The organism is Streptomyces himastatinicus ATCC 53653, from assembly GCF_000158915.1.
In the GTDB taxonomy this organism is placed as follows: domain Bacteria; phylum Actinomycetota; class Actinomycetes; order Streptomycetales; family Streptomycetaceae; genus Streptomyces; species Streptomyces himastatinicus.
The window spans coordinates 8,328,672-8,339,762 of record NZ_GG657754.1 but is presented as its reverse complement, the minus strand read 5'-3'; the positions used below and the strand labels follow the sequence as shown (position 1 = coordinate 8,339,762).

The following is an 11,091-nucleotide window of genomic DNA, read 5'->3' as shown; positions in this document are numbered from 1 at the left end:
TCAAAACGCCGGACGGGCTGGATTTCCCGCCCGTCCGGCGTTTGCACTTCCCGTCCGGCGATTGCCGCTTACGGCCGCAGCGCGCGCAGCAGGAGGTCGGCCAGGTGGTCGGCCACCTGTTGGGGGGCCAGGGAGCCGCCGGGGCGGTACCAGGTGCCCAGGTGGTGCACGGAGCCGAAGTGGTAGTCGACCACCAGGTCCGCCGGGGTGTCGGCGCTGAACACCCCGGTCCGCTGGCCCTCCTCCACGAGCGCGCGGAACCGCTCGTGGTAGCGGCGCCGCTCGGCCCGTACCTGCTTGTACTTCTCCGGGCTCAGGTGGTGCATCGACCGGAAGAAGATCGTGGTGTCGTCGAGGTTCTCGATGGTGGTCACGACGACGTCGGCCGCCGCGCCCCGCAGCCGCTGCTCTACGGGGGCGTCCGCGTCCGCGAAGGCGTCGAGCCGTTCCTGCTGGAGGCGGAGCACCCGGCCGTAGATCTCGTGGAGCAGATCGTCCTTGGAGCCGAAGTAGTGGTACAGGGCGCCCTTGGTGACCCCCGCCGCCTCGACGATCTCCTGGACGGACGTCCGGTCGAACCCGCGCTCCGCGAAGAGGCGGGTGGCAGCGGCCAGCAGCCGCCGCGGCACCGGCTGTCCGTCGCCGTTCGTCGTTCTGGCCATGGTCGCCACCCGCTTCTCTTCCGTTCTCATCCTCGCAGTTCTCGTCGGAGGATCTTCCCACTGGTCGTCTTCGGGAGCTCGGGCAGGATGTCGACCTCCCGCGGGTACTTGTACGCGGCGAGCCGGTCCGCGCAATAGGCGGCCAGCTCGTCCGGCGTGACCTCGGCCCCGGGCCGCAGACTCACGTACGCCTTGACCGTTTCGCCCCGGTAGGGGTGCGGCTTGCCGACGACGGCCGCCTCGCGGACGGCTGGGTGAGTGTAGAGCACGTCCTCGACCTCGCGCGGCCACACCTTGAACCCAGAGGCGTTGATCATGTCCTTCTTGCGGTCGACGACGTACAGCCAGCCGTCCGCGTCCATGAAGCCGATGTCACCGGTGCGCAGTTCGCCCCCGGGCATTCCGGCCTCGGTGGCATCGGGGCGGCGCCAGTAGCCGGGGACGACCATGGGGCCGCTCACCACGATCTCGCCGGGCTCGCCGAACGGCAGGTCCTTCCCGTCGTCCCCGGCGATCCGTACGACGGTGTCCGCGCCGGGCACGCCGACCGCCAGGGTGCCGGAGACCGGGTCGACGGGGGCCCGCACCCCGGGCGGGACGCTGGCGCAGGGGGCGGTGCACTCGGTGAGCCCGTAGCCGTTGTGCAGATACGGGCCGAGGGCCGACTCGAACCGATCGACCAGCGCGGGCGGCAGCGGGGCGCCGCCGGAGGAGATGATCCGGAAGGACGAGAAGTGGTCGCGGGTCGCCTGCGGATGGGCCATCAGCGCCATGAAGGCGGTGGAGGGGCCGACGGTGTACGCGGGGCGGTGTTCGGCGAACGCGTCCAGAACGACACCAGTCTCGAAGCGGTACGCCAGCGCGAGCGTCCCGGCCCCGGCGAGGCTCGCGCCCAACTCGCAGACCATGCCGGTGATGTGGAACAGCGGCGCCAGCGCGAAGATCGCCGAGCCCGGGGGCAGCTCATGGAGGAGGTGCTGCCGGTCGGCGTTGTAGGAGACGTTGACGTGGGTGTTGATGGCGCCCTTGGGGGTGCCGCTGGTCCCCGACGTATAGCTGATCAGCGCGGTGTCGCCGGGCGCGGGCTCATGGACGGCGGGCGGGCGGGCGCCGGCGCGGGCGGCCACGAGGAGGTCGTCGGTGTCCTCGGGGACCGGGATGCGCTCGTCGCGCAGCACCCGCTCGTCGTTGCGGGTCTGGAAGTCGTACGGGTCGGCGGTGAGCGCGATGCGCACCGGGGTGTCCGCGGCCGTCTCCCGTATGTACGCCTCCCAGCCGGTGCGGGCGCACACCAGCGCGGTGACCTCGGCGTCGGTCAGGATGTGGGTGAGTTCGCCGCCCTTGTACATGGGGTTGACGGGGACCACGGCCGCGCCCGCCTTCCACGCGCCGAGCAGCGCGATCACGAAGTGCGGGGTGTTCTGGAGCATGATCGCGAGCCGGTCGCCGGGGGCGAAGCCGCGCCCGGCGAGGTGGCCCGCCAGCCCGTCCGACAGCTCGTCCAGCTCGCGGTAGGTGACCCGGCCGTCGAAGTAGGCGATCGCGGGGTGGTCCGGGGCGTCGCGCACGGCCTCCCGGAAGGCGTGCAGCACGCTCGGCCGCGGGGTGATCGGCTCGCGCTGCTTCTCGTTGAGCGTGGCGAGCCAGGGCTGGTCCTGGTACGACGTCATCGCGGTGGCCTCTCTTCGGTCTCTTCCAGGGTGCGCTGCACGCGGTTCATGCCCCGCAGCCACCGCTCGGTGTCGGTGGCGCGGGTGGCGTAGTACCCGGCCACCTCGGGGTGCGGCAGAATCAGGAACTGATTCTCGGCGATGCCCTTCAGTACGGCGTCGGCGACCGCCTCCGGCTCGATCGCGGTGGGCAGGAGCACCAGGTCTCCGGCGGTTCCGCTGTCCTCCAGCATGTTGGTGCGCACGCCCTGCGGGCACACGGCGTGCACCTGGACGCCGCGGTGGCGGTAGGTGGCCGAGAGCCATTCGGCGAAGGCGAGCGCGGCGTGCTTCGAGACGCTGTACGGGGCCGAGCCGACCATGGTGAGCAGCCCGGCGGCGGACACGGTGGACACGAACCGGCCCTCGCCGCGCTCCAGCCAGTCGGGCAGCAGCGCGCGGGCGGCCCGGACGTGGGCCATCACGTTGACGTCCCATGCCTCGGCCCACAGCGCCTCGTCGGCCTCGGGGCCGCCGCCGTGGCCGACGCCCGCGTTGGCGCAGAAGATGTCGATGCCGCCGCCGAGCGCGTCACGGGCGGCGGGCACCACCCCGGAGGCGTCACCGGGGACGGCGGTGCCGCCGATCTCGGCGGCGACGGTCTCCGCCCCGGCCGCGTCGAGGTCGTTGACCACGACCCTGGCGCCCTCGGCGGCGAAGCGGCGGGCCAGGGCGGCGCCGATGCCGCCTCCCGCCCCGGTGACGACAACTCGCGCTCCACGCACGGTATCCACGATGAGACGCTCCTCGGATGCGGCGCGGCCGTCGGCCCGGATCGGCCCGGCCGCACCGGCAGACTAACCAGTCGGTATGTTGAAGGGAAGAGGGCGCGAAGCCGACCGGCGGATGACGTCGCGCCGACCGGGCGGGTCCGGCTAGGGGGTGTCCGCAAAGTCGCGTTGGATCAGCCCGCGGCGTCTGGTGCGTGCGATCGCAAGGCGGAGGGTCGTCCTCGTAGTGGGCCTACTCGGACGCGCCCGACAACGCAGCGAGCGTGCGTGCCAGGCGTCGCGGGCCCGACGGGACTTTGCGGACACCCCCTACCGGGCGCGCGGGCCTCCGGGGCGCTGGTCGCCGATGACGCGGCGCCAGCGGGCGTTCTCCCCCGCGAGGGCGTTCCACAGCACATTGAGCGGATGGTCGTCGTCCTGCGCGGCGCGCTCCCCGGCCCGTACGAAGACCCCCACGAGCACGTCCAGCTCCGGCGCGATGTCATCGGCCAGCTCCAGCGTGCGCAGCCCGGCGCCGGTCCGCAGCCGCCCGTCGGCGACCGCGTCGCCGATCCCCTGGGTGACGAGCACCGCGCCGCGCAGCACGCCCGAGGAGAGCAGTTCGAGGCCGTACTGCACGGTGTCGATCTCGGCCGCGATGTGCAGCTCCTGGCGGTAGCGGCCGCCGAACCAGCCGCGCAGGAAGCCGGGGATCAGGCCGTCGGCGGAGACCGCGAGCGGCACCCCGGGCAGGGCGCTCACCGCGACGGAGGGGCCGGGCAGTTCGCCGTCGCCGAGGTTGGTGACCAGGGACAGGCCGCTGCGCCGCCACTCCATCACCTCGAAGCCGTCGAGTTCGCGGTTCCGGCTGCCGTCGGCCAGGACGCTGCCGCAGACCAGGTCGAGTTCCTTGGAGCCGAGCCGGTCGAGCAGGTCCCTGGTGCGGACGTGCTCGACCTTCAGCTCGACGCCGCGGCTCTCGAAGTCCGCGGTGACCAGTTCCACGGCATTCAGCAGAAAGCCGAGGGTGTATCGGGTGGAACCGACGGCCAGCCGGCCGCCGAGCCGGCGGCGGCAGTCGCGCAGTTCCTCCTGCCATCCGCGCAGCGTGCCGCGGGCGAGTTCGGCGAGGCTCTCGCCGGTGGCGGTGAAGAGCACATTCCGGCTGCGGCCGCGTTTGAGGACGAGCGGTTCTCCGCACAGCGTGCCGAAGTTCCGGTTCATCGTGTCGAGCTGCTTTTGCACACTGGACTGCTCGCGGCCCAGCAGCCGGGCGGCGCCGAGCGCCGTACCGGTCTCATGGACCGCGAGCAGTGTGCGGAGTTGATCCATCGTCGTGTCCAGCAGCGCCGCGGGGTACTGCCACCGATCGCTTGAGGACATTCCGGTCTTCTGCTCCCCCGTACAAGAAAACGCGCCCTGACGTTTCCGAGCATAGTGCAGCGCATTTCCCTGCCGGGTCCGGCGGGGATATTCCGGAATTCACCAGAGAAACAACGGGAAATACCGGAACTGCCTCGCGCTCAGCGGTGGCGTGCGAACTCCACCACTTGCTGGAAGGTGGGACGGTTCTGCCAGCTGATCTTGTCGTGGGTCAGTCCGCCGACCGTGCGCTGAATGATGGAGTCAGCGCACCACTGGTCGCCCGCGGCGCAGTTGTCGTCGCCGGGATAGACCTCGGTGGCGGGCTTGGCGGCGGCCTGCTTGAGGCTGCTCAGCAGGGCGTCACGGCAGGCGCTCAGCTCGCCGCCGCCGCAGTACCGCTTGCCGAGCGGCCCCTTGACGTCCTCACCGAGCACCGCGCGCAGATCCTTGTCGACGTAGGACCACCAGCCGTACTGGAAGGACGACCCGGCGTGCGAACCGGTCGGCCCGTGGCCCGCCGAGGGTGCTTCGTCCACGCTCAGGTTGGTGCGCAGCGCGTCGTACAGCTCACCGCCGAGACCCGGCTTGAACTCGGCCTCGACCAGCAGCGGCCACCAGGCGTCCATGATGCGCACGGCGTCCGCGTGACCGTAGGTCTTCGATCCGCCGCTGGTCTCGCGGCGCTGGGAGCCCGCCGCCTGCCAGGACTCCAGCCGCTGTACGGCGGTGGCGAGCGCCGGGTCGTCGATCGGCTTGCTGCGCAGCACCTTCAGCAGCTCCGGCAGCACGTCCTCGCCGCGCAGATCGGTGACGGCGGCCTCGGCCATCGCCCGGGTGAGTGCCGCGCGGGTCACTCCGCCCTTCTTGACCAGGGCGCGCACCCGGTCGTCGAGGAGGTTGCCGCGGTGCACGGAGCCGTTGCCGAAGCCCGCCGCGCTGTAGTCCTTGGCGAGCTTGTTGTTCCAGCTGATGTAGTAGTCCTGGTCGATGGACTGGGGGTGTTCGGCGGGCGGGGTGTACGCGGCGGTGTTGACCGCCGGGTCGAAGTCCCGCCACTCGTACGCCTGGTCGGCCTTGACGGGCAGCGACGGGTCGACGCCGTCGGCGCGCCGCATGTTGAGCCCGCTGTTGTAGTAGGCGGCCTGCCGGGAGTCGGCGTAGAACCAGTTGAAGGTGTAGTTGATGTGCTGGGCGGCGCTCTGGAAGGACTTCGCGTCGGTCACGTAGCCCGGGTCGTTGAGCATCTGGAAGCCGATGATCGAGTCGGCCTCGTGGCGGTAGGTGGCGCGCAGCGAGGTGTAGGCGACGGGTTTGCCGCCGACCGTGGCGCGATGGGTCACCAGGCCGTACTTGGTGCGGTACACCTGCATCCGGTAGGAGCCCGCGGCGGTGGAGTCGGCGACCGTGGGCTTCCAGGCGTTGCGCCGCTCCAGCTTGTCCATGGGCAGGCAGTCGCCGTGGTAGCGGTAGTACGTCGCGTCCTTGGACGGGGCGGAGCCGTCCGGTGAGCACAGCTCGACCGCGTAGGTGTCGGTGACGTCCTGGGCGGAGGTGGTGGCGCTCCACGCGTAGTCCTGGCCGCGCCCGAGCTGGACGTACATGCCGACGCCCGCGAAGGAGGCGCCGCGGGCGCTGATCCCGGGGCCCTGGAGTTCCTGGAGCATCAGCAGCTGCGGGGCGAAGTAGCCGGTCTGCGGGCCGAAGACGGCGACCGGGTGGCCGCCGGCGGTGTACTTGCCGGAGACCACCAGCGCGTTGGACATGCCCTTCTTGCGGCTGAACAGATCGCGGGGCAGCACCCCGTCGTCGTAGATGCCGCGCAGCTTGTCGAGCTTGGCGGGCGCCTTCACCTTGGTGCGGGCGTCGGCCTTGGCCGGGGTGGCGCTGCCCTCGCGGTCGTACACGAGCTGTTCGGAGCTGACGGAGCCCCGGTCGGGCATCGCGGTGCCCTGGGCGTTCGCGGGCTTGTCGGCGTACGGGAAGCCCTTGCCGTCGCGGACGGTCAGCACGGCCTCGGGGTCGTTGCGCTGCCGGAAGGACTCCCACACCTTGGTGCCCTCTTCGAGGCCGTACTTCTGCTGGGCGGCGAGCAGCGACAGCGCGCCCTCCACCTCGCCGCCGCCGCCGTTGCCGAAGAGCGCGCCGACGACGGAGGCCAGGGCTATCAGGTCGGTGAGCTTGAACGGCTGGATCTCACCGGCGTTGGTGATCGCGTCGATGTGTCCGGTGAGCACGTACTCGCCGGGGAAGTAGCGACCGTCCTTCGCCTTCTTGGCGTAGGCGTTGATCCCGTCGACGTACGCCTGGGCATCGTCCAGCGCCTGTTTTCCGCGCTCGCCGCCGGTGGCCAGGATGTAGTCGATCTGCGCCTGATAGTCGGCCTCGGCGTACGGCGCCTGGCGGAAGAAGTCCTGCTCCAGGCCCTGGTTGGAGGCGGCGCCCCCGGCGAAGGAGGTCAGCTCGCCGCGTCCCACATGGCGGAAGAGATCCATCAGCCACAGCCGGTCCTGGGCGGCGGCGAATCCGGCGCCGAACTCGGTGCCCTCGCGGGTGGTGCCCTGGATGTGGGGGACGCCGGTCTTCTTGTCCCGGGTGATCGTGACGTCGTCGCGGGGCTTGGTGACCGACTCGACCTGGTCCGCCGGAACCCCGAACGAGGAGTCGTTGAAGAAACCGTTCAGCTTGTCGTCGGTGAGCGTGGGATAGCCCTGGGCCAGGTCGCTGTACGGGCCGAGCTGGTCGGCGCTGTGCGCGGGGCGGGTACCGAACACCCGGTTGGCGAGGATGTCGGCCAGTGTCGCGTTGCCGGTCGCGCCGGGCGGCAGGATGTCGGAACACTGCCCGCCGCAGTAGTCGGTGGCGGCCTGGGCGGCGGGCGCCGCCTGGGCCTCTTGCGGCAGCGGGGCCGCGAACGTGGCGCCGAGCGCCAGTACCGCGGCCGCGGCGACCGCGACACGGGTGAGCTTGCCGGTTCTGAAACGCATATCCGCTCCTCCCGGATGCAGTTGAGGGGGAGGTTACCGGCGGTACAACAACGCCGGAAGATGAGCGGCCGTCAACTTCCTTCCAGAGATTGCTCCGCGACTTTCTGGAAACACGATGGATCCGGATCGCGCTGCGTTACGTCCATTCGACAACGAGTCGGGTCCGCACAACGCGGAGGTGGTAAGAAGTGGCCGGTTTCAGAGCACTCGCACGAGAGGTTCGTAATCCACGCAGACACGTCACCGCCCGGCGCACCTCGCTGCGCAAATGCCTGGAACGGTTCGCGCCGTACGGGCACCGGGCGACCTGGCACCATCTGTGCGCCAGGACCGGGATCACCCCGGAGGACCGTCAGCCTGAACCCACACGTTTGATCACGGCACTCGAAGAACTCGAGGAGGCCCGCACCCTGTGGCTCGCGTACGAGGCGGACTTCGCCGCCCGGCGCAGGCTGGAGAAACACCACGGCATCCGTCAGCCCAGTGCCGTCGACGACTGGCACCTGCACACCTGGGGCGGCTGCGACATCATGCCGTGCGAATCTCCCTCGACCCATCCCGACGGCCGCCTCGCCGACGTCCTGCGGCGGCTGATCGTGGCCATGGAGGCGGGCCCGGGATCGGCCTGCCCGGTCTGCGCCCAGGAACGGCTGGTCTGGCGGGAGGACCTGGACCGCTATCCCGTGGCCGGACCGGTCTGCGAGGACTGCGGCATCGTGGTGCCGGTTCCACTCCTCACCACCGAGGCACTGACGGCCTCCCGGCGCGCCGCCCGCGTGCCGGTGACGCGGTACGCGGCGGCCTGAGGCCGCCCGGCCCCGGGCCGGGGGCGCGTCCGCCGGCGCCCGGCGGGCGCGCCCCGAAAGCCGAGGGTGCGCGCACGGCGCGTTGACAGGAGCCAGGTCACCCGAGCATGCTGAGCAGTCGCTTAGCCGCATCGCCAGTCGCCCGGGAGGCAGCACACATGGCAGAGCCCAGGATCTTCACCTCGCCCGAGGAACTGCGCGCCGCGGTCGGCGAGGAACTCGGCCCCAGCGACTGGCTGGAGATCGACCAGAAGCGGATCGACCTGTTCGCCGAGGCGACCGGCGACCACCAGTGGATCCACGTCGACCCCGAGAAGGCCGCCGCGGGTCCCTTCGGCACGACCATCGCGCACGGCTATCTCACGCTGTCCCTGGTGCCGCTCTTCACCCCGCAGCTGCTGGGGGTCGAAGGCGTACGGATGGGCGTCAACTACGGCACGAACAAGGTCCGCTTCCCCTCTCCCGTCCCGGTCGGCTCCCGGCTGCGCGCCACGGGCCGCATCACCGACGTGTCCGAGGTGAAGGACGGACTCCAACTGACGCTCACGATCACCATCGAGCGCGAGGGCAGCGCCAAGCCCGCCTGCGTGGCGGAAACGGTGGCCCGCTACTACCTCTAGGAGCCTTTAGGCGCCTCTAGGAGTCCGCGCCGACCATGCGCAGCACCAGCCCGGCGTAGAGGTCACCGACCTCGTCGGGGGTGCTGCGCCCCCGCGCGTTGAACCAGCGCGCGACGTCGATGCAGAGCGACAGCACCGCGACCGTGGTGCCCCGTACGTCCGGCACGTCGAAGGCGCCCGCCCCCACCCCGTCCTCGATGATCGAGCGCACCGCCGCGTCCGTGGCCCGGCGCATGGCGATGACCTCGGCGTGGTGCTCCTCGCCGAGCGCGCCCAGCTCGTACTGCACCACGCGCGCGGTCATATGGTGCTCGGCGTGCCACCGCACGAAGCCCCGCACCGCGGTGGCCAGCCGCTCGGCGGGCGCCCCTTCCCCGTCCCGCGCCTCCTCCAGGATGTCCAGCGCGAGCCGGTGACCGACCTTGCTGATCTGGTAGAGCAGCTCTTCCTTGGTCTTGTAGTGGATGTAGAGGGCGGCCGGACTCATCCCGGCGCGCCCGGCGATGTCCCGCGTGGTGGTGGCGTGATAGCCCCGCTCGGCGAAGGCGTGCACGGCGGCGCTCACCAGCCGCCGGGCCGCGTCCGGCGTAATGTCTCCCCACGCCTCGGCCCGGCCCCCGGCGTTCTTCCGCTCCACGTCCATGGCGGACACCCTACACGGAGGGTGAGCAAGCGCTTAGGACACGTGTCAGGGGCGCGCGTTAGGATCCCCCGCATGTCATCTCAGGTCCAGGTCAACTACCGGAAGTACGACGGCACTCTGCACTGGAACCTGCGCATGCGCAGGCTGGGGGAGGACGAGCACGGGGTGTGGCTGGGGCTGCCCGCCGACTCGGTGATGCGCAAGGGGGACGGCCCCGAGGTGCCCATCGAATGCGCCCATGTGGCCCTCTTCCCGCGCGGGACGTGGTGGACGGCGGTGTTCAACGCCCCGCCGCGCTCGACCGAGGTGTACTGCGACATCACCACTCCGGTGGAGTGGGTCTCCCCGGACGAGGTCACCATGGTCGACCTGGATCTGGACGTGCTCCGGAAGCGGGCCGGGGCGACGCTGCTGGTGGACGAGGACGAGTTCGCGGAGCACCAGGTGCGGTACGGGTATCCGGCGGACGTCATCGCGCAGGCGGAGGCGGCGGGGCGGTGGCTGATGGAGGCCGTCGGGGGCGGCGCCGAACCGTTCGGGACGGCGTACCGGCCGTGGCTGGCCATGGTGGCGGACGGGACCGCGGGTTAGAAGACGACGAGGGCCCGTCCTCCGCGTCCCGCGAGCATCGCGTCGAAGGCCGCCGGGATGCCGTCCAGGCCGATGCGCTCGGTCACCAGCGCCGACGGGTCGAGCCGTCCCGCGCGGATGTGCTCGGCGAGGACGGGGAGGTCGCGGGCCGGGTCGCTGTTGCCGTAGACACAGCCGGAGAGGGTGCGGCCGAAGTAGAACAGCTCCAGCGCCGAGAAGGTGACCTTCTGGTCCTTGCCGCCGATGCCGACGACGGTCGTGCGGCCGCCGCGGCGGGTGGCGGACCAGGCGGCGCGGATGGTGTCGGCGCGGCCGACGCATTCGATGGCGACGTCGGCGCCGTGGCCGCCGGTGAGCGCGCGGATCCGCTTCGCCGGATCGCCCTCGCCGGTGCCGGTTCCGTCGCCGGTGAGGACGAACTCGGTCGCGCCCGCCGCGCGGGCCAGTTCCTCCTTCGCCGGTGATACGTCCACCGCGACGATCGTCCCGGCGCCCGCGAGGCGCGCCGCCTGGAGCACGGCCAGGCCGACCCCGCCGATGCCGAAGACGGCGACGGACTCGCCGGGCCGTACCTGGGCGCTGTGGTGGACGGCGCCGTATCCGGTGAGCACCGCGCACCCCAGCAGGGCGCCGTCGGTGAGCGGCACACCGTCCGGCAGCGGGAGCACGGCGTGCGCCGGTACGACGGTCTCCTCGGCGAACGCGGCCGTGCCAAGACCCGGGTACAGCGCGCTGCCGTCGGCGGTGAGCGTGGCGTACGGCAGCGCCGCGGCGTCCCCGGCCTTGGCGCACAGCCAGGGCTCGCCGAGCCCGCAGTAGTGGCATCTCCCGCAGGACGGGGCCCAGTTGAGGACGACGGCGTCGCCGGGGGCGACCCCCGTCACGCCGTCGCCGACCGCCGTCACGGTGCCCGAGCCCTCGTGGCCGAGGACGGCGGGGACGGGCTGGCGGAGCGTTACCGTTGGACAGCGACAGATCCGAGTGACACACCCCGGCCGCGG

General features: G+C 71.4%; 9 protein-coding genes and 1 pseudogene. 3 read left to right on the top strand and 7 right to left on the bottom strand.

All coding sequences use genetic code 11. The annotated features are described in order from the left end of the window. Window positions 1-68 precede the first annotated feature (68 nt). The 5 genes from SSOG_RS35635 to SSOG_RS35615 all read right to left on the bottom strand — a co-directional run bounded on the left by SSOG_RS35635 (window position 69) and on the right by SSOG_RS35615 (window position 7,430). Complete coding sequence (locus SSOG_RS35635) at window positions 69-662, bottom strand: TetR/AcrR family transcriptional regulator (protein ID WP_039942228.1); 594 nt, start codon at window positions 660-662, stop codon at window positions 69-71. A 26-nt stretch (window positions 663-688) separates the two neighbouring features. Further along, window positions 689-2,332 (bottom strand): class I adenylate-forming enzyme family protein, encoded by a 1,644-nt coding sequence (locus tag SSOG_RS35630; RefSeq protein ID WP_009719118.1) that lies wholly within the window; start codon window positions 2,330-2,332, stop codon window positions 689-691. Then, window positions 2,329-3,105, bottom strand: a complete 777-nt coding sequence (locus SSOG_RS35625) for an SDR family oxidoreductase (RefSeq protein ID WP_009719117.1) — start codon at window positions 3,103-3,105, stop codon at window positions 2,329-2,331. The genes SSOG_RS35630 and SSOG_RS35625 overlap by 4 nt, the downstream gene beginning before the upstream one ends. Window positions 3,106-3,411: 306 nt before the next feature. Further along, window positions 3,412-4,464 carry a LysR family transcriptional regulator gene (locus SSOG_RS35620; RefSeq protein WP_050800055.1) on the bottom strand — a complete coding sequence of 351 codons (1,053 nt, stop codon included), beginning with the start codon at window positions 4,462-4,464 and terminating at the stop codon, window positions 3,412-3,414. Window positions 4,465-4,604: 140 nt separating this feature from the next. Beyond that, window positions 4,605-7,430 (bottom strand): penicillin acylase family protein, encoded by a 2,826-nt coding sequence (locus SSOG_RS35615; protein WP_039939453.1) that lies wholly within the window; start codon window positions 7,428-7,430, stop codon window positions 4,605-4,607. Between the two features lie 188 nt (window positions 7,431-7,618). On the opposite strand from SSOG_RS35615, the gene SSOG_RS35610 reads away from it, so the two are divergent. Next, a complete protein-coding gene (locus tag SSOG_RS35610) occupies window positions 7,619-8,236 on the top strand; it encodes a hypothetical protein (protein WP_009719114.1) in 618 nt (205 codons plus the stop codon). A 158-nt stretch (window positions 8,237-8,394) separates the two neighbouring features. Continuing rightward, window positions 8,395-8,856, top strand: a complete 462-nt coding sequence (locus tag SSOG_RS35605; RefSeq protein WP_009719113.1) for a MaoC family dehydratase — start codon at window positions 8,395-8,397, stop codon at window positions 8,854-8,856. Window positions 8,857-8,872: 16 nt separating this feature from the next. On the opposite strand, the gene SSOG_RS35600 is transcribed toward SSOG_RS35605, so the two are convergent. Beyond that, window positions 8,873-9,499: a TetR/AcrR family transcriptional regulator gene (locus tag SSOG_RS35600; RefSeq protein ID WP_039939451.1), complete on the bottom strand. Its 627-nt coding sequence runs from the start codon at window positions 9,497-9,499 to the stop codon at window positions 8,873-8,875. 72 nt (window positions 9,500-9,571) lie between these two features. On the opposite strand from SSOG_RS35600, the gene SSOG_RS35595 reads away from it, so the two are divergent. Beyond that, window positions 9,572-10,090 (top strand): DUF402 domain-containing protein, encoded by a 519-nt coding sequence (locus SSOG_RS35595; RefSeq protein ID WP_009719111.1) that lies wholly within the window; start codon window positions 9,572-9,574, stop codon window positions 10,088-10,090. Here SSOG_RS35595 and SSOG_RS35590 read toward each other — a convergent pair. Further along, window positions 10,087-11,091: pseudogene (locus SSOG_RS35590) on the bottom strand (zinc-binding dehydrogenase); the annotation flags it as partial. The gene SSOG_RS35595 and the pseudogene SSOG_RS35590 sit on opposite strands and share 4 nt — an antisense overlap.

Excerpts from the sequence above, each read along its gene's own strand:
- SSOG_RS35605 (WP_009719113.1), top strand. The coding sequence starts at position 8,395 with ATGGCAGAGCCCAGGATCTTCACCTCGCCCGAGGAACTGCGCGCCGCG.
- SSOG_RS35620 (WP_050800055.1), bottom strand. The coding sequence starts at position 4,464 with ATGTCCTCAAGCGATCGGTGGCAGTACCCCGCGGCGCTGCTGGACACG.
- SSOG_RS35630 (WP_009719118.1), bottom strand. The coding sequence starts at position 2,332 with ATGACGTCGTACCAGGACCAGCCCTGGCTCGCCACGCTCAACGAGAAG.
- SSOG_RS35635 (WP_039942228.1), bottom strand. The coding sequence starts at position 662 with ATGGCCAGAACGACGAACGGCGACGGACAGCCGGTGCCGCGGCGGCTG.
- SSOG_RS35615 (WP_039939453.1), bottom strand. The coding sequence starts at position 7,430 with ATGCGTTTCAGAACCGGCAAGCTCACCCGTGTCGCGGTCGCCGCGGCC.
- SSOG_RS35595 (WP_009719111.1), top strand. The coding sequence starts at position 9,572 with ATGTCATCTCAGGTCCAGGTCAACTACCGGAAGTACGACGGCACTCTG.
- SSOG_RS35600 (WP_039939451.1), bottom strand. The coding sequence starts at position 9,499 with ATGGACGTGGAGCGGAAGAACGCCGGGGGCCGGGCCGAGGCGTGGGGA.